Source organism: Peribacillus muralis (genome assembly GCF_001439925.1).
Lineage (GTDB): Bacteria > Bacillota > Bacilli > Bacillales > DSM-1321 > Peribacillus > Peribacillus muralis.
This window is the reverse complement of sequence record NZ_LMBV01000018.1, coordinates 1-22,693: the sequence shown is the minus strand read 5'-3', so window position 1 is coordinate 22,693 and position 22,693 is coordinate 1. Positions and strand designations below refer to the sequence as shown.

Below are 22,693 nucleotides of genomic sequence, written 5' to 3'. Positions count from 1 at the left end.
ACTGAATTTTAACAATATAGTAATTGTAGATATTTTAATCTATTAACAATTGTATTAAACTGTTATAGGGGTATAATTGAGACAGAAATGGTGTGTGACTAAGTCACGCCTTGACTTGGTGTGACGCCTATGCAGGAGCGCCTACATCCTTTCTGCAAAAATAGGGAGTGAGGAAGGTTAAAATGAGCAACAGAGAAACTAAAACAGACGTCATCTTAATTGGCGCCGGAATCATGAGTGCCACTTTGGGGACACTTCTGAAAGAATTAGTACCGGCATGGGATATCAAAGTGTTTGAAAAGCTTGAAAGCGCAGGAGAGGAAAGCTCTAACGAGTGGAACAATGCGGGAACGGGGCATGCAGCCCTGTGTGAGCTAAACTACACAACTGAAAGACCGGACGGATCTATAGATATAAGCAAAGCCATTAAAATCAATGAACAGTTTCAGCTTTCAACCCAGTTTTGGTCGTATCTTGTAAACAGGAAGCTAATAAAAAATCCGCAGGAATTTATCATGCCATTGCCACATATGAGTATGGTACAAGGGGAGAAGGATGTAACGTTTTTAAAGAAACGTTTTGAAGCCTTATCAAACAATCCTTTGTTCCAAGGAATGGAATTTTCCGATGACCCAGCGAAACTGATGGAGTGGATTCCGCTTATCATGCAAGACCGTCAATCGAAAGAAGCGATAGCAGCAACGAAGATCGACACTGGAACGGATGTCAACTTCGGTGCTTTAACGAACATGTTGTTCGATCACTTAAAGACGAAAAACGTCGATATCAAGTATAAACATAGTGTTGATAATATGAAACGGACTGACGATGGTTCATGGGAATTAAAAGTGCGTAATGTCGATAACGGCAGCGTCGAACGCCATACTGCCAAGTTCGTCTTTATTGGAGGCGGGGGCGGAAGCCTGCATTTACTGCAAAAATCCGGAATTCCTGAAGGAAAGCACATCGGCGGATTCCCGGTAAGCGGTATTTTCATGGTGTGCAATAATCCAGAAGTTGTTGAACAGCATAATGCAAAAGTGTACGGAAAAGCCAAAGTCGGTGCTCCGCCAATGTCTGTACCGCATCTGGATACACGCTTTATCGACAATAAGAAATCGTTGCTATTTGGACCATTCGCCGGCTTCTCACCGAAGTTCCTTAAAACAGGTTCAATGCTCGATTTAGTAACATCCGTGAAACCGAATAATCTCTTGACAATGTTGGCGGCTGGCGCAAAAGAAATGTCATTGACAAAATACTTGATCCAGCAAGTCATGCTATCGAAAGAACAGCGCATGGAAGAGTTAAAAGAATTCATTCCGAATGCCAAAAGCGAGGATTGGGATTTAGTGGTGGCTGGACAGCGTGTGCAGGTTATTAAAGACACGGATGCAGGCAAAGGAACGCTTCAATTCGGTACGGAAGTCGTTAGTGCCTCCGATGGCTCGATTGCAGCATTATTAGGAGCTTCCCCGGGCGCTTCCACGGCTGTTCACGTTATGCTTGAGGTATTTAAAAAATGCTTCCCGGAACATATAGCAGAATGGGAGCCAAAGCTGAAAGAAATGATTCCTTCTTATGGAATGTCTCTCATGGAAAACCCAGAGCTTCTAAATGAAGTTCATTCTTCAACAGCTGAGGCGCTTGGTCTAAGCAAAAAAAAAGAATTAGTCTATAGTTAATTATTGGGAAATAATAAAATTGAAACGGAACCTTCAATCGATATTGGATTGAAGGTTCTTTTTTTCTGCCTCTTTTCGTAAAGATTGCGGTTTTAGAACGAAACGAGTAAAGATTGATTGGAGCAGATTGCGAGACTCCAGCGGGACAGGTGAGACCTTAACAGCCATTCACTCCGAGGAGGCTCACCGCTCGCACTCTTGAAAGCTGAGCATTGGAGGGGAAATCAACCACACCGGATTACAAAATATGCGAAAGTAGCCTTTTTTTGTTACCCGATAAAATGGTTTCACTGTGATTTCACCTGGAATGCGCCGGTTCAATAAAAAGTGCTAAATAGATGTCAATGGTTCATTGCGATATTTGTTAATAAGTGTTAGAATCTAAGTAACTATAAATGGAAAGGGATGATGGGTGGACGATGGATAACTAATCTTATTTTTTAGATTTTGAAATTTTATATTTCGAATGATAATGATATAGGATTAGTCTGCCCATTTTTCTATCATCTCTTGAGCTACTTAGAGCTGCAAAGCGCGAGATAGCTTATTTCAGTACGGTAAAATGAGACTAATCCTTCCAAAATAATTGGGAGGATTTTTTTATTCTCCCTATAAAAAGGGTGGATTTGAATGAAAGAGCTACTGCAGTTACAACATATATGTTTTGAAATAAAGGATCATACGATTTTTGAAAAGGTGAATATCACAGTGCAGCAGGGTGATATTATTGGCATCATTGGGAAAAATGGTGCTGGAAAAACCACATTGCTGCGGTTGCTGAACAATGACGACTCACCGACTGAAGGTCACATTAAACATGTCGTGAACGATCTTAAACTCACCATGGTTGAACAGGAAACCGAATCGTATACCTTTGAAGTCGTCACTCCAAAGGAAGGTGAATTATTAGAAAAATGGCATGTCCCAAATCTCGACTTCTCCAAATTAAGCGGCGGAGAAAAATTGAAAGCTCGACTTGCTAGAGGACTCGCACAAGAAACAGACATTTTATTATTGGATGAACCGACAAACCATCTTGATGAGCAAAGCTTAGAGTTCCTCACCAACCAGCTAAAAGATCAAAAAGGTACAGTTATTCTCGTATCACATGATCGTTATTTTTTAGATGCTGTTGCAACGAAAATCTGGTCCATTGAAAATAAAACGCTGATCAGTCACAAAGGTAATTATTCCAGTTATATGAAATTCCGGGAACAGAAAAGGCAAACGCAGCAAAGAGAATATGACAAACAGCAAAAAATGGTTGAACGCATTGAAGGTCAAATGAATGAGCTCACAAATTGGTCTAAAAAAGCTCATGCACAATCAACGAAAAAAGAATTCCCTAAAGAATTCTATCGTGTAAAAGCCAAGCGGATGGATGCACAAGTAAAGTCAAAACAAAAACGGCTTGAAAAAGAACTTGAAAAGATTAAAGTCGAGCCCCTTGAATCGGAATACACCGTTCGCTTCTCAATGAAGGCAAATAAAAAAGTAGGAAAACGCTTCTTGGAAGTGAAAAATTTAACGAAATCATTTGACGGGCGAACTCTTTTTAAAGCCTCTCACTTTACGATACAGCATGGAGATAAGGTTTCTATTTCTGGAGCGAATGGGAGCGGGAAAACGACGTTTTTGAAATTGATCACTGGGCAGGAAAAAGCTGAAGGAGACATATGGATTTCACCATCAGCAAACATTGGGTATTTAACACAAGAAGTATTCGACCTGCCGCTTGCTCAATCACCTGAACAATTATTTCATCAAGAAACATTTGCAGAAAGAGGGCATGTGCAAAATTTAATGAAGCATTTAGGGTTCATGGCTTCGCAATGGACAGAGCCGATTATGAATATGAGCATGGGCGAACGTGTGAAGTGTAAGCTAATGAAATACATTCTAGAAGACAAGGATGTGCTTATCTTAGATGAACCGACGAATCATCTGGATTTAGCTTCACGTGAACAACTTGAAGAGACGCTAGCAGAATACAATGGTACGCTTTTGGTTGTATCGCACGATCGTTATTTCCTGGAAAAAACCACAACTTCAAAACTCATAATTGCGAATAATCATATACGCAAACAACTGAATGAATTGGCGCCGCAAAAGGATAATAAGGAAGAAATGCGCTTACAGCTTGAAACAGAAAGACAGGAAGTTTTAGGAAAGCTAAGCTTTATGACCCCAAAAAATAAAGAGTATGGAGAACTTGACCTCCGATTTAAAGAACTTACGAAACAAATAAAAGAGCTTTCATAACGAAGAGGATATAAACAAAGAAGGAATTCAATGTGAATTCCTTCTTTGCATTTTAGCTATTAAGAAAAGATTTTTCGAAAAACTCAAGCAGATGGTCGAGAGTGATTGGATCACTATAGGTGGATGCTTTACTATTTATTTCAAAAATATGATCGTTTTTAACTGCAGGTATGTTTTTCCATGATTCTGTGCCGACAAATGAATTTTCAACATCTGGATTTTTACTGAAGATGATGTAATCTCCCGTATACTCAGGAAGAACTTCAGATGAGAGCGTGTAAATACCTGGCTTCAGAGCTTTTTCTTTTACTTTTTCAGGCATGTTCAATTTCATTGCTTGATACAATATTTCTGTTCCACGTGCAAAATTATTTCCAAACACATAAAATTCCTTAGCATCGTTTTCTATGACGGAAACGGTTGCATCTTCACCAATTTTTGCGCGTATCTTTTCTCCTGCGGATTCTGAACGCTCTTTGAAATCAGTAACCCAGTCTTTGGCTTCCTTTTCTTTGTTCAAAAGTTTTCCGATTTCTACTTGCTGTGATAAGTAATCCAATTTTCCCCACGTGAATACGACAGTAGGGGCAATTTCATTAAGTTTTTTGATGTTTTTCATTTCTGATCCAGCGATGATGAGGTCCGGTTCAAGTTCAATGATCTTCTCCAGGTTATCCTCTGATACGACTTCCACTCCCTTTAGCCTATCTGTAAAAAGAGGGTTCATATTAGTCCATTGATCAATCCCAACGACATTACCATCTAAAGCCAATACATTAGGGCCATTGGAAAGAGCAATGATTCTTTTTGGATTGGCAGGGACCTTAACAGGGCCTGTCTCTGATTCATATGTAACTGTTTCTGCTTTAGACTTGGTTTCCTTATTTTCGTTCGTTTTCTCGTTGTTCCCGCAAGCGCTAAGAATAAGAACGAACAAAAGTAAGAATGGTATGAAAAGCTTTTTCATATTGATTTTCTCCTTGCCGATTTTAGTGTAGGTAAAAATACATACAAGTAATTGTAAATAATAATGATAGTCATTTTCAATTACTACTTCAAATATTAATAGTAATGATAATCATTGTCAATAACTTTCGTTAGAACGCTAAACTATCTGATATAAGGGTTTTTTTACCTTCAATCACGATAAAAATCAATCTTCATTTGTTTGCAAATTCGGCTTTTAGGAATTACTTTTTTAGGAGAAGTACAGCTAAATTTTTGATTTATGATCAGTGATAAAGACCTACAATAGTCTTCTAGTATGGATGATTTTTCTCTAAAACTATGAAATCTAACCTGCAATCGTTATTTTAATCAATAAACAGACTACATCACATAACTAATAGGGCTATGGCGCCAATCACCATAGCCCTGCATGTATTAACCTTTTACAACTTCTTGTCCACGAACATTCCAGGTAATAGCAAATACGACTACTGCCAGAACACAGGAAACGGTTATTAATGTAAAGCCTGCATTCCAACCTGCATAGTCCACTACATATCCCATCATCGCGTTAGCTGCTACAGATCCACCTAAATATCCAAACAAGCCAGTCAATCCTGCTGCAGTACCGGCTGCTTTCTTAGGAACCCCTGCTTGCAATAATGATTCAATTAATAAATCTGCGATTGTTTGCTTCATTCTTTTCTTCCTCGATGGTGATATACATGCTTAATGGAGAGATGAAAATGTTATAAAGGTTTTTCCTCACGAGCATTTGGCGGCTTCACTCTGAGAGCGATGATGAATGACGCGATGCATAATACGGCTATGATCATGAATGTAGGCCTAAATCCATTGATGATGGCAGCAATAAATGAGCCAGAAAGAGCACCAAGGCCGAAACCTTGATATACAATGCTATAATTTTTGTTGTGATTTTTTAAACCGAAAAAATCACCAACAATTGCGGGGAAGACGGTGATATTCCCGCCAAAGCAAAAGGCGATGCCCGCTACACAGGTAAAAAAGAGACCGAAGCTGATATTCCCCAGGGTCAATACAAGAACGGCTGCAGCGGTGACCAGGAAACTGAAGGCAATCACCTTCATCCGGCTGATTTTATCCGAAAGGGCTCCCAAAATCAGACGTCCGATCGTGTTGAAAATGGCAATCATGGCTACGGCATTCGCGGCAGTGTCCGCATCCAATCCAGCTAATTGGACTCCCACATCCTTGGCGATGCTGATTAAATAAAGACCGCTCATGCATGCGGTAAAAAACATGACAAACAATAGATATACCTCTTTGGTCCGCATCATTTCCTTGACTGTATAATTATTCGAGTTTGAAAGAGAGGACGCATCAATTCCAGCTGGCTCCGGTGCCTCCCGTACAAAACGCGATCCAATCAGCACCATGGCCATTACAATAATTCCCCAATACATAAAAGTCTGTGAAGCACCGACATGATCTAATAACCATGTGTTGATGTATTTAAATAACAGACTTCCCATACCGTAAGCCGAAACGGAAATTCCAGAAATCAATCCCTTGCGCTCAGGAAACCACTTTATTAGGTTGGACAATGAAGTAATGTAGGCCAAGCCATCTGCGAAGCCGACAATAACCCCTGCAGTGACGTATAAAACCAATAATGACGAAACGAATGAACTGGCGATCAATCCAGCTCCAAGCACGATTCCCGCTAAAGCTATCAGCGAACGCAGTCCCCATTTTTCCTGAAGTCTCCCGGCAAAGAGGGTTGCCACTGCCAATGCGAAGCTTGTTATGGAAAAGGTGATGGCCACTGAACTGAGTTTCCAGCCGAACTTATCTGCTAAAGGCTGATTGAATAAGCTCCAGGTGTAGATCGTACCCAGACCTATTTGGATGAGAATTGTCCCAAACACAATCAATCCCTTATTTACTCTTTGATCAGGAATATTTTTTCCTCCTTTCAGTGAAACAATTGGGCAATGATGTTTTCTTTCTACGAGATTGCTTTTATTATGACCATCAGGATTGTAATACTATTCGTGGATATCGAGGGAGCGTGTAAAGGGAAGGAAAGAAGCGTTGGTCCAACCATTTTCCAATGAAATTTTGCTGAGATCAATTCTCCTGCTTCCGTTGTATTTGTAAGGAATGCTTTTCAGACGCTTCAAAACACGGAGGATATCACCATCCTGATAGCTGGGGCAAAAATTCTATTTTGCGTAAGTACACTCTTGGGGTGGAGGTCAGAAATATGCAGTATGTCCTGAATGTGATGAGGTTTCATACTGATTCAGCGGTCGTTGACGTTGATGGAATATTCGGGCTGAAAACCGAGGAGGGCGTAAAGAAGTATCAAAAAGAAAACAACCTGAAAGTCGATGGCGTCGTAGGACCCCGGACATGGGACAGCTTCTCTCATTATATTAAGAAGAATGGCAAGAACACCTATGGAGCAGGGGGGAACATGGGGCTCAGAATTAAATGGAAGTACGACGATTCTTCCTATGCATCCGGCTCTATAGCCTATCTTTATGGTAATGGAGATACATTAAGCGACCAATATCGCTTGTATACGAATTAAAATATAGAAGTAAAGGTATTTCCTCCATACGAAAAAACGTGACCGTTAGGCACGTTTTTTCGTATGGAACTAACGGGGCATGTTAGTAGAACAATCTTTAAATACATTCTTGTTTTTATGAACATACTAAAAGCATAAAATATTTTAGGTGGTAGGTTGAACAATGTACAATACTTTGCAGGAGGATTTAGAGAATAATATTAACAATATAAAAATGGATTTTAACAATACTTCTGATTTAAGTATTAGAGAAATTAAATTTGGAACCAATAAAATTTTGAAGTTGAATGCTGTTTATTTAGATGGTTTGGTTGATACGGACTACCTTCAGAATTCAGTAATACTTCGAATTATAGAGACCTTTAACATAAATAAACCTTTAATCAATAAGGAATTAATAAATAACGTAGCCAATAGTATACTTTCCACAGCGAGTATTAAAATCACCAATTCATATCAAGATGTACTTGATGCAATAATTCAAGGTAAAACCGTTTTGATATTTGATGGGTTTTTAGAAGTTATCATTGCAGATACTGCCAAATGGAAAGAGAGGGCACTGGAAGAGTCTTCTGGAGAAAGAACGCCTAATGGAATGGTTTTTGGCTTTTCGGAAAACGCCCAAACCAATTTAAACGTGTTAAGGGGAATTATTAAATCAGAACAATTTTGCGTAGAAAAGATGAATTTCGGGTCTATAGCTAAAACGGATGTATATCTTCTTTTCCTTCATGAAACTGTAGACAATGGCATATTAAAAGAAGTAACAAAACGATTGGAAAAAGTCGATGTTAAATATATCATGCAAGGAAGAGTGGTTCAAGAAATAGTCGAGGGTAAACAAACATTCTTTCCTTTAACTTTGAATTCAGAACGACCTGATGTAGCAGCTTCCGGAATTTTGGAAGGACGTGTAGTATTGATGGTGGATGGTAATCCACAAATAATGATCTTTCCATCCATGTTCACGGATTTTTTACAAGCGCCGGATGAGTATACTACCAATTATGGAAGGTTTTCCATTAGAATAATACGTCTTTTGGCATTTTTAACAACAATATTCCTTCCTGGTATTTATGTTGCACTTGATAAGTATGGAAGTGACCGTCTATCAAATAAGGTTTACGAATCTTTAGTAACAAAAAACGAACTTTTACCAACACTATGGGAAGTAATAATCCTTATCATTTTATTTCGTATCGTTTTAGATGCATGTAACAGAATACCTAAAAATATGGTTATCTTAATTGCACTAATTGGACCAATATTAATTGGTGAAACAGCAATTACAGCAAACCTGATCCATCCTGTAGGTCTTATTATTATCGGGTTAACCTTTATTACAGGGACTCTGTTTGGCAATTCAGGACTTACAGCAGCATTCAGTACACTAAGATATCTAATGATTATACTTGCTTATTTCTTCGGTTACTCCGGGATTATTATCGGATCTACATTTTTATTAATACATATGGTTGGTTTAAGATCTATTGGAGTCCCATATCTATCTCCTCTCATTCCTTTTAGATTTAAAGAAATCAAAGACTCTCTATATAGGGGGGATTTAGAAAAATCATTTAACAGCAAACATAGTTATCCAGATGATAATAATTAATCGAATTGCCTGACTTAAACTAATGAGTGCTTTAGCTCCATGAGAAAGAATAAACAGAGCAGCTTTCAATATTCAAAATTCAAATACAAGTTTAGTCATCATAAATAGAGTAATAAAAGATGTGACAGGAAAATATTTAAAAAGATGAACCAGTAAAAACATTCCCTGGCTCATCTTTTCGTGTTTTTTTGTCCTCTTAATCTTTGGTTCCCCAAGTTCCGCTCCTCAAATTGAAAAAATGAAGCCACACCAATAAAATTATAATAATATGGATTCATTTAAAGGCTTGCTTCCGAACCAAAATCTTACGCCCTTTTGCTGGATATACATGAAAATCAATATATTTTTGTTCATGTATATAAAAAGTCAGAGTTTTGTTATGATTAAAATGAGTGAAAATTGGAGGTGTTTTACGGGTGGTTAAGAAAGCATTAGTGATCATTGATGTGCAAACGGCCGTCGTTGAGGAAAGCTATAAACGCGATAAGGTAATTAACAACATCAACCATTTAATTCATCGTGCAAGAGGGCAGCAAATACCGATCATCTATATCCAACACGAATCCCCAGAAGGTCCAATGAAAAAGGGAGAACCTGGTTGGCAGCTTCACCCAAGGCTTGAGAAGCCAATTCATCAAGAGATGACCATCTCCAAAATCGTACCGAATTCATTTAGCCATACTCCATTAAAACAAACCCTCGACAAGCAAGGCATAACGCAGCTCTATATTTGTGGCGCACAGACGGAATACTGTGTTGACTCTACATGTCGAGGAGCTTTTGATTTAGACTATGATGTTACGCTTATCACGGACGCCCATACCACGAATGATGCAATTCACTTGTCCGCTCCCCGCATTATCGAACATGTCCATGAAACATTAAAGAACTTTGGGAGCCCAAGCGCAGAGATACGTTTGGAAAAATCAACAGAACTTGATTGGATGCAAAGTGAAATCCACCCTCAATAGGGAATACGCTTTTATTTGCAAACCGGCGCGATTCTTTAATTAGAATCGCTTTTTTGCGTTACATTTCTATAGTTCGTTCAACTTATTGGGAGAGTTGGAATCCATGGAACAACGATTTTATTAGTCACTCAAGCCACATTAAGCACTAATATAGATTACAGCTATTAATTAAGCCTCATCTCATGTTATAATGGTTCACTTAGGATAATTACTTATAATTGAACGGATGCCAACAAAAGCCTCCGCATAAAATATGGGGGTGTAAGAGAATGAACAAACAATGGACGATTGATAAAATTAATGAATTTGTTGAGAAAAATTCGGAAAGTAAGTTGCTAACGACGGAATATCACGGTTTTTCTCAAAAGTTACTATTCAAATGTACATGTGGCAGCAACTTTGAAAAAACATTTAAGAAATTTAAAAATAATAACCAGCGTAAATGTGACGTGTGCCAACCGCCTAAAGAAGCACGATGACGTATAGCGAATAAACGAAGTGCCAATTTCTTTTAAAAAGAAGTTGGCACTATTTTTATAGCTTTTTAATTAACGGGTGATAGTAAGCTTAATTTCGGATGAATCCAGCGATTGCCTACAGTTGTAGAATCTGAACTTATCCCGTTCCATTGCACTTTGTATTAAAACGAAGATGGTATCCGGATGGTCCACATGTTGTTGGTGAGAAACGGTACAAAAAGCATCTAAAAAGTACGAATGCTATGAGATTTCTCTTCAAATTCGAGGCAAAGTCTAAATTCACGAATAAAAGCACGAAACTCACGAATAAAGTCGATAAATTCACGAATAAAAGCACGAAATTCACGAATAAAGTGGTTAAATTTGCGAGTAACGCTCCGAAATGGTGAAAAAAAGCAGTAATTATACGGAGAAACAAGGCCGAATTCGAGAGTAACGCAAAAAAATGACGAGAAACGGTCCCAATTGAGTGTAAAAAGGGCAATTTTTATGACGTAGAAGCGCATTTCCCGCAGGAGTTTCGCACCTTCCGTTCCATTCCACTCTTCGTGAAAAAAAGAAAGGATTTACATTGTCTATAGTTTTGATGATTTGTACCTAGACCGTTTCATTGCACTGCAGGTACCATTTTCAACCAATTGCAATTTGCCGATGTATCACACTTTTTTAAATTTATGTTGCTAAGTGTAAACTTGGCGACATAAAAACGTTTATAAACAAGTCATTAGTCGGGCATCTACAAAAGAGACAATAACCTAACATGATTGCATTTGTGGATATTCAGTATCGTATGTGAACCAGTTATGTTTCTCAGCTTATATACATAAGAGTTGAGAAAGATGCATTCTCAATTTAAGGTGCATATTTATCTTTCAAGTAATCTGAACCAATACCACCGATAAGCATCAATGCCAATGGTAGGAAATTTGATACAGCCGGCATACCTTCTAATATTGTAATGTCTGTGCCAGCAAATTTGTTAAGACCCAAAATAATGAGTTTAGATACTAATAAAAATGATCCAAGTAAAAATACACTATCAAAAAACACTTTTCTTTTCGGAAATGCCAATTGCTTGCTATCTCGTATTATTTTTTCTTTCAATTCCTCGTCACTCCTTAATAATTCATCAATCGTAATATGAAATAAGTCACTCAAATGAATGATTACTTCAATGCTCGGATAATTTTTGCCTGTCTCCCATTTTGATACAGATTGCCGACTTACATGAATCTTCTCCGCAAGATCATTTTGTGACCAATTTCTTTTTTCTCGTTCTTGTTTCAATCTCTCGCTAAGTATCATGAATGGTTCATTTCCTTTCTTCATTCCTAGTATGGTGAGCTAACTACTGTAAAGTAAAGATAGTATTAAGCGCATTACGGCGCAACCTATGAGTTACACACAGGAAAACCTTGATATATCAAGGTTTTTAACTCGTTTTTAAAAAATCGAATGGCGCATTCAAAATTATTGAATTCAGACATATGGATGCCGTTTACTACTCTATGTACAAGAATTTCATGATGAAATCCTGTCGTTACCATAAACGTAAGGGTTCTTTCTGTTATATACATATTGGAATTAGGAAGAATCTAAAACGTAGCAACTATAATTGGGTTACATCAAAAATGAGCGCCTTTTCTAATGCAGCTAGAGGACTGGTTGGCCCAGCATGGTATTATTTTAGTGTATAATATTCCTATGAAAATTGAGAAAGAAAATGTTATTATTCGTTTTTTACTGGTAGGTGTAATTGATGGGGAGTGAACCATTTAGTAAAGATACGCCAAGACTCATTTCACTAACGTAAGCGTTAGCTGGTTTGTGGTAAACGGCAAATTAAGTAGAAGCTAGCATGAATACGTTTTTTTGTGTCTAAAATATTGATCAAAATTTCCACTCTAAATTAACTAAAAAAGTGGAGTTAGTATAGTTTCATGGACACATTTTAGTTAAGTCCTTACAATGATTTTTGGGTGTTTGAAAACAAGATACACACTGCAATGGTGTTTGTTTCCCGTAAAAGTTTATTGTATGTGAAGAGGGGGTTGATTGGGAGTATACAGTAATACATTGTTTAGATCCAAAAACTAAGATGTTTTATTTAGAGTTGGATAAAGAAAAAGGATACATAATGAATATAAAATTTGAGAATATTATTGGAGAAGATTTACTTATCACAAAAAACAAATACAGTATTTATCAAGTTAGAGAAAATCCTACCATTTTATTGATGAAAAGGAAACAACTTTAAAGAGCCTTGCTACAATGAAAAGTAGAAAGGCTCTGGCTTTTTTGCTGTTTATATATATTCATAAAGACGGAATACAAAGTAGACCAGACTTTTGTATAATTTCTAAACTTCACCTTGTTGGAATTACATTGTGTAGATTTGAGAGGATAAAGAATTTAATAGAATGGTACATCACTTTATAAAAGAAGAAAAAGTGGTGTTTGTTTATGATTTAATTTAAGGCTCAGTCCATTTTCACATTAATCATTATGAGTTAAATGGGTTAGCATTCGAGAGTGGAATTTAAAAAGTTCTAAAAATTTCTTTGTGTTGATTGAAAAATGATTTTCCGCTGAGCGTACCCATCCTACACCTATATCTACCTGTTCATACTTTATTATTTGGATAGGAACTATGTCGCCGTTTAAAACATAAGGATCATGGTTTAGAGAAAAGTCAGGCCCGAAGCTAATTCCTATTCCTTCAATAATAGCTTTTTTAATTACTTCTGTATTATCGGAGGTGAATAAAATATTCAAAGGTCCAAATTTATTAATTAAATTATTTGCAAATTGTTTTACATAATCACCGTTATAAAGAATAACGGTTTGAGTCATCAATTGTTGAGGAGTTATAGATTTGTGTAACGCTAGAGGAGATGTTTTGCCGACGTATACCTTCATCTTGCCTTCAAGTATTACATCAAATATTAAATCTTCTGTTTTATTTAATAAATCTTCGTAAATCGTGATTAGGCCAATGTCAATCTGATTATTTTGGACATGTTCAATAATATGCTGAGTGCCTTTTTCTGAGATTTCAATATTCACATTTGGATAAGCGTTTTTAAAAGAAGATAGTGGTTCTAACAAGAACAGCATAAAGCCAGGGATAGAGGATAATTTTAAATTTCCGGAAACTACAGTGTTATAAGATTGGGCTTCTTCTTTAAAATCTTGAAGTCTCATTAAGACCTTATATGCCTTTTTAATTAATGTTTTTCCTTCATTTGTTGGAACTGCACCAAGGCGTCGGTAGCGATTAAATATTTTAACGCCCAACTCATCTTCCAATTTAGTAATTGATTGACTGATTCCGGATTGGGAAACATGTAGGTTTTGTGCTGCTTTAGAAATAGATCCTGTTTCAGCAACTTTTACGATATATTCCAATTGTTCGATATGCATTGGTTTCTCCTTTTAATATAGAAGTGCAGCTTAAGTATTTATCATTAATAGTAAATTTATTTAAGTGTAAATTATATATATAATAAATTCAAGCAATTCTTAATTTTCTAAAAAAACGATTAAGGGGGGATGAAAACAATGAGTTTGAATTTGAATGAAAATTTAAAGAACAGTGCTGCAAAATTTCCTAGTCATCGTGCCTATACATTTCTGAATCAAAGTACAACGTATGCAGAACTTGATAAAGAGGTGGATTGTGCTGCATCTGCCCTATCCGCCGCAGGTATCGGGATGGGGGATAAAGTCGCTTTATTGCTTGGTAATTGTCCAGAGTTTATCACTGCTTACTACGGAATCCTTAGGTTAGGTGCTGTGGTTGTTCCAATTAATCCTGGCTACACCTTAGGAGAAATTTCTTTTATTTTACTAAACAGCCAAGCGAAAGCTGTGATTGCACATTCATCTTTAGAATCCAATATATATCCATTGAGAGAGAAACTGGAACATTTAAAGATGGTCATCTATACAGATTCAATTAAGTCCGAATGGAAATGGGAACGTCTAACTCAAGAAACGGAAGATATTTTTGTAAGCCCTTTCATTTGTGAAGATGATCTGGCAGTCATTCTCTATACTTCCGGAACAACTGGAAAGCCGAAAGGCGCCATGCTATCCCATCGAAATATGGCGTCCAATGCTAAAGCAATTTCCCGACTTGCAGAGTTAACTGAAGCAGACCGCATGATCGCTGTTCTTCCCATGTTCCATGTGTTTTGTATGACGGTTTGCATCAACGTTCCTATTGCTTGCGGGGCAACAATTGTAATTGTTCCTAAATTTAGCCCTGCTGAGGTTATGAACACGATTAGAAGTGAGAAAGCGACCTTTTTTGCCGGAGTTCCGACCATGTTCAGCTTTATGTTACAGTTGCCAGGAGCGACAGCAGAAGATTTTGCATCTATACGGGCCTGTTTTTCAGGTGTTGATTCGATTCCCCTTGTACTATTAAATGGGTTCGAAGAGAAGTATAACGTTCGGATTTTAGAGGGATATGGCCTTTCTGAAACTGCTCCTGTGACAGCCTTCAATCCATTACGGGGAACACGTAAACCGGGCTCTGTGGGTATTGATATTATGGAAGTAAAGAATAAAGTGGTAGATCCAAATGGTTTTGAAGTCCCAAGGGGAGAAATTGGAGAATTAATTGTACAAGGTCCCAACGTGATGAAGGGTTACTTAGGATTGCCGGAAGAAACTTCTTCAGCGCTGAAGGACGGTTGGTTTTATACCAGTGATTTGGCCCGTATTGATGATGAAGGTTACATCTATATCGTTGACCGAAAAAAAGATTTGATCATCGTTGGCGGGTACAACGTCTACCCTAAAGAAGTGGAAGAAGTATTATATCAACATCCGGCAATTGTTGAAGCAGCCGTAATAGGAATTCCAGATAAAGAATATGGAGAGATTGTGAAAGCTTTTGTTGTTTCTAACGATGAATGTATAACTATGGATGACATCCTCCATTTCTGCCAAGACAAGCTTATAAAATACAAGCTGCCAAAACAAGTGGAATTTAAGAAAGAATTACCTAAGAACAGTACAGGTAAAATTTTAAAAAAAGCTTTGCGTGTTGATCAAGTCGAAGTCATTTAGTTTGCTGATATCATTTGAATATCTTTTAAAAGTGAATAATAAGGAGGAATTTCTATGAAAGCTGCAGTGCAAACTTTGGAATTTCCACTCTATATAAACGGGGAGTGGAAGCCTGCTATAAACGGAGAAACGTTTAATGTAACAAACCCTGCAACTGGTGAAGTCGTGGCTAGGGTGGCTAAAGCCGGGAAAGAAGATGTGGAGCAGGCCGTTTCCTCTGCCCGGCAGGCATTTGATTCAGGAGTATGGTCCAGAAAATCTCCGCAAGAACGTGCTGACGTACTTGTCCAATTTGGCAACAAGATCATTGAACATGCTGAAGAATTGGGTTACTTAGAATCTATAAGTTCGGGAGCTACAGTTCGACGCATTTCAAACTTAGACATCATGTCCATAGTTGACCTCCTGCAGCAAACGGCAAAGTTCACTGTAGAGTATCCTTATGTAGAATCCCTTCCTACTGTACCATTCCCTGGACCAAGTAATAACCAAGTTTGGCGAGAGCCGCTTGGTGTTGTAGCAGCCGTGACTGCTTGGAACTTTCCAATGATTTTAGCTATGTGGAAATTGGCCCCTGCGTTGGCAATGGGGAACTCCATCATAGTCAAACCAGCATCCAATACGCCGTTATCTACCCTTAAATTGGCTGAATTGGCTGCTGAAGCGGGAATACCAGCTGGTGTATTCAATGTTATATCTGGGCCTGGTTCAAGTATAGGGGAAACTCTTGTGACACATCCAAGCGTAGATAAAATAGCATTTACTGGTTCTACGGAAGTAGGGAGCCGCATCATGAAATTGGCATCCGAAACGGTGAAACGCGTCACTCTTGAGTTAGGCGGGAAATCACCTGCAATCGTATTGCCAGATGCGGACTTGGATATTACAATTCCTGGAATTTTATTCGGATTCTTGACACACTCTGGGCAAGTTTGTGAATCAGGCACTCGTGTTCTTGTACATGATTCCATTTATGAAAAAGTAATTGAACAATTATCTGAAGTAGCAAGCACGATTAAAATTGGAAATCCATTAGATATCGCAACCGGAATGGGGCCTATGGTATCAAAACAACAATTGGAAACTGTACTTTCTTATATTGAATCTGGTATTCAAGAAGGAGCACGATTGGTTTGCGGCGGAAAGCGTAAAATTGTAGAAGGATTTGAAAATGGCTATTTTATTGAGCCAACTATTTTTGCCGATGTTCATAATGACATGAAGATTGCTAGAGAAGAAATTTTTGGACCTGTTCTATCAGTCATCCGTTATTCCACAGTTGAGGAAGCGATTGATATTGCGAATGATACGATTTATGGATTAGCAGGCGGAGTTTGGTCAAAAAACGTAAATAAAGCGATGCAAATAGCCCGCGATTTAAAAGCTGGAACGATATGGATCAATGATTGGCATATGCTGAGGAGTGATGCGCCATTTGGCGGATACAAGCAAAGCGGTTTTGGTCGGGAATTAGGACGCCATGCACTAGACGAATATTCTCAACTTAAGCATGTTCACTGTTCACTCGTACCTGAAGTAAGCCAAAGATCTTGGTATCAAATATTATTGGGATAATCCAGAAAAATTTACGAATACAAATCTAAAAAAGCGGGTGATTCTATGTCGACATCATTTTTTCAATTTTCTGTTCGTACGGTTGTAAATAGCGGGGCGGGATCTAGAACTTTGCTTCCTGAGATGATTAAAGGACTAGGCGGGAAACGTGCAGTTCTCTACACGGATAAAGGTTTAACCCAAGCCGGAATTACAGCCCAAATTAAAGAATTATTTGAAATCATGCCGGGTACGCCTCAGCTTGTTGGGGTTTTTGAAGATATCGAACAGGATGCCAAAGGTGAAATTATTAATCACGGAGCTCGTTTCTTTAAAGAGTGCAACGGTGATTCCTTAATCGCTCTTGGAGGCGGCAGCGTTTTGGATACTGTAAAAGGGATCAAGTGGATGCTCCATAAAGGTCTGCATGATATACGTGATTCCCTTCTTACCGGTAATGTGATGGAGTGGTGGCCTGAAGCCCAATTTATCCCGATCCCACATGTAGCCATTGCGACAACGGCAGGAACAGGTGCTGAAGTATCACCGGTAGCTGTTGTCTTGAATGAAAAGCTTGGAATGAAAACAAACCTTCTTCATCCATTTATCAATGCGGATATGGCTATTCTGGATCCGGATTTAACGGTAGGTCTTCCTCCTAAAATCACTGCATTTACAGGATTTGATGCATTGACTCATGCAGTGGAAGCTTATTTTTCACCCCAGGCCAATCCGATGACAGATGCCTATGCACTTCAAGCGATTCGTCTGATTGTAGACAATTTACAGACTGCGGTTCGAAAAGGTGACGATCTTTCAGCAAGAGCGAATATGCTAATGGCAAGTTCGATGGCTATTTCTTCATTTTGCCTTGCGATGAATGCAATTCCAATTCATAACATGGCACATGCGTTAGGGGCAAAATTCAATATCCCTCACGGGCTGGCTAACGCTGTTTTGTTGCCGAATGTAATGCAATCTTTGCCTAGATTCTATTTACCGCGGATTACTGGGTTTGCACACGCGTTGGGCATCACGAATCCTTCAGGACAACCTGAAAAATGTTTAGAGGAAGTTATCCAATGTATTAGAAATCTCCGTAAAATGGTGAATTTGCCAGACACTTTTGTTGAATTTGAAAGGAACGACGATATACTTCAACATATTGTACCGGCTGTTCATAATGATCCTGCCGGAATTTTCTTCAAGATCCCAGCAAATATCATCACCAAAGTGATAAACGAAGTATTCGAGGTAACTGAAATAAATAAAGGCTTAACCTCGATCACAAGATATTAAGCACTAATTTTACATTTCAGAATCAGGCAATCTAGTTAAATGGAAAACACTTGAAAACCTCCTCTTAATGTTTGGTTGGAGAACTAACATTATATCCAGGTATACAAATAGTGTTTTCCTTTTTTGAAATTTTTATTCTATTCATATTTGGAGGTTTTTTATGATAAGTAAAGTACCCACTCAACCTAGGTCAGCTACTTCTTTTACAAAAAAGGCAAATATAGCAGTGTACGAATTACTGAACTTTGATGATCGACAGGATTTTGAAGATGCATACCGAGGCTTTATTGCACCACTGGAATCCAAAGTTATTAAAGATGATTCTGGGGAGATAGTTTGGGATATAGAAAAGTTGGATTTTCTAAACGACACTGCCCCGGAGACAGTGAATCCAAGCTTATGGAGAAATGCACAATTACAGGCCATTTCTGGTTTGTTTGAAGTGGTGGAAGGTATATATCAGGTTCGTGGACAATCTATGGCGACAACTTTCTTTATTGAAGGTAAGCATGGAGTCATAGTCTGTGATGTATCAGGAAGCACGGAATCTGCTAAAGCCGTAATGGAATTATATTATAAGCATCGACCAAGAAAGCCAGTTTCAGCCATCATTATAAGTCAAAGTCACGCGGACCATTTTGCCGGTATTCAGGCCGTTCTAAAGTATGCCGAAAATCCAGCAATTCCGATAATAGTTCCCCAACATTTTACAAAAGAAGCGTTAAGTGAAAACGGGCTATTAGGTACAATTATGGCGCGTCGTGCAGAGTATCAGTTTGGTAAAAATATACCAGATGCCAGGGTGGGCTCTGTATCCATAGGTATAGGTAATACGATGAGTTCCGGGACGATGAGTTTTGCACTGCCTACGGTTGAAATAGAAAACGAAGTACAAACGATGGAAATCGATGGGGTAACCTTTCAATTTTTGTTAACCCCGAACACCGAAGCACCTGCTGAAATGCATTTTTATATCCAAGATTACAAAGCATTATTTGTTTCAGAGAACGCTAATCAATTGATGCATCAAATTTATACGGTAAGAGGGGCAAAAACCAGGGATGCCCTGCATTGGGCTAATTCTCTCGATAAAACAATCGAATTATTTGAAAATGAAGAAATTGATGCCTTGCTCATGATTCATGCATGGCCTGTTTGGGGGAAAAATCGTACTTTAAACCATTTGAAATTACAACGTGATTTATATAAATATATGCACGATCAGACAGTGCGTTTAGCCAATCACGGATATACGATGGATGAAATAGCTGAAACGATCAAACTTCCAAAAGCACTGGATACTTATTGGGGGAATCGTGGGTATTATGGTACTTTAAAGCATAATTCAAAGGGGATTTACAATTTTTACTTAGGTTATTATAGTGCTCATCCTTCAGATTTAGATCCATTGCCACAAGTGGAAGCTGGGCTTAAATATGTAGAATACATGGGTGGAGCGGCTGCTATTTTGAAACGAACCAAAGCTGACTTTGAAAATGGTGAGTATCGCTGGGTAGCTCAAGTATTAAAAAATGTCGTAATGGCCGAGCCAGAAAATTCGGATGCAAAAAATTTATTGGCAGATGCTCTAGAACAATTAGGATACCAAGCAGAATCAGCCAATTGGCGTAATATGTATCTTGTTGGTGCATCCGAACTAAGAAATGGAATTAATAAAGAGAATTCCCCATTGGATGTTTCTGGAATCATTAAAAATATGCCATTAGAAGAATTCTTAAAGCTGGTCGCTGTTAAATTGAACGGTCCCAAAGCAGATGGTAAAAAAATAACGCTGAATGTAACGTTAACAAATACCAATCAAGAATATGCGATTTATTTAGAAAATTCCGTTTTGGTTTATAAAGCTGGTAAGACAGACGATAATCCAGATGTTTCCTTGGCTCTTGAGCAATTAACGTTCTATGGAATTGGACTTGGCATGATTTCACCAGAAAAAGCAGTGGCAGCGGGTAAATTGAACATTACCGGCGACCAAACAAAATTGAATGAATTTTTATCACTTTTAGATATTTTTGAGCCTTTACCAAATATCGTAACTCCTTAATTAACTGAGAAAAATCCTTTATGATTCAATTTTTACACAATAAGCACCTGCTCAATCTTGCTCGCTATTAAGGCGGCAAAGCAGGTGTTTTTTCTCCTTAAGTATGATTGCTAATCTTTATTGAAAAAATGGTGAGAGGCAGGAGTTTTAATGAAAAGTTGGGCGAAATGGATTATTTTACTTGCACTTTTTATTATGTCAATTATTAATTTTGCCGAAAAGTCCATTACAGGATTAGCCGGTACCCATATTATGAAAGATTTAGATCTTACCTCAACGCAGTTTGGAATAGTTGGAAGCAGTTTTTTTTGGTTGTTTTCCATAGCTGGAATAATAGGCGGCTCTTTGTCTGATCGTTTGGGTACTGGAAAATTACTGGCTATTATGGCGATTATTTGGACAATCTCACAATCGATGGTGCTGTTTGTATCAAGTCTACCATTACTTATATTTAGTAGAGTGTTACTAGGTGCTGGAGAAGGTGCTTTTTCTGCAACTGCTGTCAGCCATATTAGTAAATGGTTTAAACCGGAATCACGAGGCCTTGCAATATCAATCATAAATTTTGGCAATGTTGTGGGGATAGCAGTTACAGCCCCAATTATGGTTTTTCTAATCTCAAATTATGGGTGGAAACAAGCATTTTTTATTTCTGGTATTTTTAGCTTTGTCTGGTTTATCTGTTGGCTTTGGCTAGGACGCCTGAAAGCCCCTGTTTCTTTGGAAGAAGAAGTAAGTAAACAAGAAAGCAAACAAAAGATAAATAGAAAAGATATCGGGAAAGCTTTACGATCTCCGTTTTTTATTTTTACAACCTTAACTTCATTTGTTGCCTATACTTTAATTGTCTTTAATCTTACTTTTAATCCTTCATATCTACATAAAGTAAAGGGATTATCTGAACAACAGACTGCAATGGTTATTGCCATTTCCGGATTAATAGGAGCGATTCTTGGATTGGTACTATCTATAATTTCAGATCGCTTATACAAAAAAACTCAAAGTTTGTGGAAGTCGCGAACTCTATTTACTGCCATTTGTGCTATTCTTGCAGGGATTTTGTACTCAATTTATCCTCTTGTAAATGGTTCAGGTCCAATCATCATCATTCTTTCTTTAGTAAATGCATTAGTGGTCACAATAAACACACTTAATCCGACAGCGGTAACCAGTTTACTTCCACAGCGAAGAGGTGTTATGACAGGTACTTACTATGGATTAATGTCTTCATCAGGTATAATTGCTCCAATTATTTTCGGAAAACTCATTCAGGATTCTGGTACAAATCCAGCAGGTGGTTTTAGTGCATCCATTTATGGAATGTCTGTTGCCATGGTGACTGCATCCATTTTAATGCTCCTATTCGTAAAACAAAAACGACAAGTCACAACAGGGAAAAGTGATAATAAGATTGTGAATCTATAATGACAAGATTGATATTTGTATATTTTAAATTTTTGTGAGTAATGGCTTAAGTAAGGTAGCTGTCAATGCTTAACAATAATGGATTCAAAGTGGATATAACGATTTATTGCCTCTCCGGTCTTTTGGTTCACTTCAGGGCGTCGAGTGCGACCTTGGCGCTTGTCCGATATGCCCGTCGTTATATTAGGCATTCTGCGTATCCTTGCTGGATTTGTATAAGAGGAGTCAAAGAACCTATCCTTCTGATGAAATGTTAAAGAATGTGCCTGAAATAAATGATGAAATCCGAAAATCTTTGTTTTTAATCACCTCAGCTGGAAAGGAAAATATCTTTTAATAAAATTTTAGTACCGTTCCAAAATTAAGTGTTCCTCAAGAAGTAGGAACATTTTTTTATTTTTGAGTAATAGTTGCTTTTCTTCAATAAGCTATGATTAATGATTTTCAACAATCGGACGTTTTTATTTAGAAACGCTACCTTTTCGTGTTTAGGCTTATTAGTTGGAGGTATACTATTATCTTTAAAGAATCTTATTAAATTCTTCATTTTCCACTTAAAATTATTGCTATACTATAATAATTCCTAGCATGTCAGCTAATTAAATGCATATTCGTAAATCGGTAACAGGAGCTTAGTTTATATAAGATAAAAGGAGAACACATATTGCACATAACCCTGTCAAGTAGACAATAAAAAAAGAGTGTTTTTTAAGCTGCGGCCTTTTCTCGATAT

15 protein-coding genes and 1 pseudogene are annotated in these 22,693 nt (G+C 37.8%); 11 read left to right on the top strand and 5 right to left on the bottom strand.

Going from position 1 to position 22,693, the window contains the following annotated elements; translation table 11 throughout:
• The first annotated feature begins 182 nt into the window (after window positions 1-182).
• Both ASU00_RS17970 and abc-f read left to right on the top strand, forming a co-directional pair.
• Window positions 183-1,685 carry a malate:quinone oxidoreductase gene (locus tag ASU00_RS17970; protein ID WP_057914866.1) on the top strand — a complete coding sequence of 501 codons (1,503 nt, stop codon included), beginning with the start codon at window positions 183-185 and terminating at the stop codon, window positions 1,683-1,685.
• 630 nt (window positions 1,686-2,315) lie between these two features.
• Window positions 2,316-3,947 carry a ribosomal protection-like ABC-F family protein gene (gene abc-f, locus ASU00_RS17965; protein WP_057914865.1) on the top strand — a complete coding sequence of 544 codons (1,632 nt, stop codon included), beginning with the start codon at window positions 2,316-2,318 and terminating at the stop codon, window positions 3,945-3,947.
• 52 nt (window positions 3,948-3,999) lie between these two features.
• On the opposite strand, the gene ASU00_RS17960 is transcribed toward abc-f, so the two are convergent.
• The 3 genes and pseudogenes from ASU00_RS17960 to ASU00_RS17950 all read right to left on the bottom strand — a co-directional run bounded on the left by ASU00_RS17960 (window position 4,000) and on the right by ASU00_RS17950 (window position 6,838).
• On the bottom strand, window positions 4,000-4,914 hold the full coding sequence (locus ASU00_RS17960) for an iron-hydroxamate ABC transporter substrate-binding protein (RefSeq protein WP_057914864.1): 915 nt from the start codon (window positions 4,912-4,914) through the stop codon (window positions 4,000-4,002).
• A 416-nt stretch (window positions 4,915-5,330) separates the two neighbouring features.
• A pseudogene (locus ASU00_RS17955) lies at window positions 5,331-5,543 on the bottom strand (glycerol-3-phosphate transporter); the annotation flags it as partial.
• 101 nt (window positions 5,544-5,644) lie between these two features.
• Window positions 5,645-6,838 carry an L-lactate MFS transporter gene (locus ASU00_RS17950; protein WP_057914862.1) on the bottom strand — a complete coding sequence of 398 codons (1,194 nt, stop codon included), beginning with the start codon at window positions 6,836-6,838 and terminating at the stop codon, window positions 5,645-5,647.
• Between the two features lie 290 nt (window positions 6,839-7,128).
• Between ASU00_RS17950 and ASU00_RS17945 the strand changes: the two genes are divergently transcribed.
• The 4 genes from ASU00_RS17945 to ASU00_RS17930 all read left to right on the top strand — a co-directional run bounded on the left by ASU00_RS17945 (window position 7,129) and on the right by ASU00_RS17930 (window position 10,538).
• Window positions 7,129-7,473, top strand: a complete 345-nt coding sequence (locus tag ASU00_RS17945) for a peptidoglycan-binding domain-containing protein (RefSeq protein ID WP_330219551.1) — start codon at window positions 7,129-7,131, stop codon at window positions 7,471-7,473.
• A 163-nt stretch (window positions 7,474-7,636) separates the two neighbouring features.
• On the top strand, window positions 7,637-9,088 hold the full coding sequence (locus ASU00_RS17940) for a spore germination protein (protein ID WP_057914860.1): 1,452 nt from the start codon (window positions 7,637-7,639) through the stop codon (window positions 9,086-9,088).
• Window positions 9,089-9,504: 416 nt separating this feature from the next.
• A complete protein-coding gene (locus ASU00_RS17935) occupies window positions 9,505-10,059 on the top strand; it encodes a cysteine hydrolase family protein (RefSeq protein ID WP_057914859.1) in 555 nt (184 codons plus the stop codon).
• 269 nt (window positions 10,060-10,328) lie between these two features.
• Window positions 10,329-10,538 (top strand): hypothetical protein, encoded by a 210-nt coding sequence (locus tag ASU00_RS17930; protein ID WP_057914858.1) that lies wholly within the window; start codon window positions 10,329-10,331, stop codon window positions 10,536-10,538.
• Between the two features lie 852 nt (window positions 10,539-11,390).
• Here the strand turns inward: ASU00_RS17930 and ASU00_RS17925 are convergent.
• Both ASU00_RS17925 and ASU00_RS17920 read right to left on the bottom strand, forming a co-directional pair.
• Window positions 11,391-11,843, bottom strand: a complete 453-nt coding sequence (locus ASU00_RS17925; protein WP_057914857.1) for a helix-turn-helix domain-containing protein — start codon at window positions 11,841-11,843, stop codon at window positions 11,391-11,393.
• Between the two features lie 1,191 nt (window positions 11,844-13,034).
• Window positions 13,035-13,961 carry a LysR family transcriptional regulator gene (locus ASU00_RS17920; RefSeq protein ID WP_057914856.1) on the bottom strand — a complete coding sequence of 309 codons (927 nt, stop codon included), beginning with the start codon at window positions 13,959-13,961 and terminating at the stop codon, window positions 13,035-13,037.
• Window positions 13,962-14,099: 138 nt separating this feature from the next.
• On the opposite strand from ASU00_RS17920, the gene ASU00_RS17915 reads away from it, so the two are divergent.
• The 5 genes from ASU00_RS17915 (at window position 14,100) to ASU00_RS17895 (ending at window position 21,960) form a co-directional block, all read left to right on the top strand.
• Window positions 14,100-15,617, top strand: a complete 1,518-nt coding sequence (locus ASU00_RS17915) for a long-chain-fatty-acid--CoA ligase (RefSeq protein WP_057914855.1) — start codon at window positions 14,100-14,102, stop codon at window positions 15,615-15,617.
• 54 nt (window positions 15,618-15,671) lie between these two features.
• Complete coding sequence (locus ASU00_RS17910) at window positions 15,672-17,192, top strand: aldehyde dehydrogenase family protein (protein WP_057914854.1); 1,521 nt, start codon at window positions 15,672-15,674, stop codon at window positions 17,190-17,192.
• 45 nt (window positions 17,193-17,237) lie between these two features.
• The gene (locus tag ASU00_RS17905) at window positions 17,238-18,470 is read left to right on the top strand and encodes an iron-containing alcohol dehydrogenase (RefSeq protein ID WP_057914853.1); all 1,233 of its coding nucleotides are present in this window, start codon (window positions 17,238-17,240) and stop codon (window positions 18,468-18,470) included.
• 160 nt (window positions 18,471-18,630) lie between these two features.
• Complete coding sequence (locus ASU00_RS17900) at window positions 18,631-20,535, top strand: alkyl/aryl-sulfatase (RefSeq protein WP_057914852.1); 1,905 nt, start codon at window positions 18,631-18,633, stop codon at window positions 20,533-20,535.
• Between the two features lie 150 nt (window positions 20,536-20,685).
• Window positions 20,686-21,960, top strand: a complete 1,275-nt coding sequence (locus ASU00_RS17895) for an MFS transporter (RefSeq protein WP_057914851.1) — start codon at window positions 20,686-20,688, stop codon at window positions 21,958-21,960.
• The last annotated feature ends 733 nt before the right edge of the window (window positions 21,961-22,693 follow it).

Coding starts and splice junctions, on each gene's coding strand:
- abc-f (WP_057914865.1), top strand. CDS start 2,316: ATGAAAGAGCTACTGCAGTTACAACATATATGTTTTGAAATAAAGGAT.
- ASU00_RS17940 (WP_057914860.1), top strand. CDS start 7,637: ATGTACAATACTTTGCAGGAGGATTTAGAGAATAATATTAACAATATA.
- ASU00_RS17930 (WP_057914858.1), top strand. CDS start 10,329: ATGAACAAACAATGGACGATTGATAAAATTAATGAATTTGTTGAGAAA.
- ASU00_RS17900 (WP_057914852.1), top strand. CDS start 18,631: ATGATAAGTAAAGTACCCACTCAACCTAGGTCAGCTACTTCTTTTACA.
- ASU00_RS17920 (WP_057914856.1), bottom strand. CDS start 13,961: ATGCATATCGAACAATTGGAATATATCGTAAAAGTTGCTGAAACAGGA.
- ASU00_RS17895 (WP_057914851.1), top strand. CDS start 20,686: ATGAAAAGTTGGGCGAAATGGATTATTTTACTTGCACTTTTTATTATG.
- ASU00_RS17960 (WP_057914864.1), bottom strand. CDS start 4,914: ATGAAAAAGCTTTTCATACCATTCTTACTTTTGTTCGTTCTTATTCTT.
- ASU00_RS17905 (WP_057914853.1), top strand. CDS start 17,238: ATGTCGACATCATTTTTTCAATTTTCTGTTCGTACGGTTGTAAATAGC.
- ASU00_RS17925 (WP_057914857.1), bottom strand. CDS start 11,843: ATGATACTTAGCGAGAGATTGAAACAAGAACGAGAAAAAAGAAATTGG.
- ASU00_RS17970 (WP_057914866.1), top strand. CDS start 183: ATGAGCAACAGAGAAACTAAAACAGACGTCATCTTAATTGGCGCCGGA.
- ASU00_RS17910 (WP_057914854.1), top strand. CDS start 15,672: ATGAAAGCTGCAGTGCAAACTTTGGAATTTCCACTCTATATAAACGGG.
- ASU00_RS17915 (WP_057914855.1), top strand. CDS start 14,100: ATGAGTTTGAATTTGAATGAAAATTTAAAGAACAGTGCTGCAAAATTT.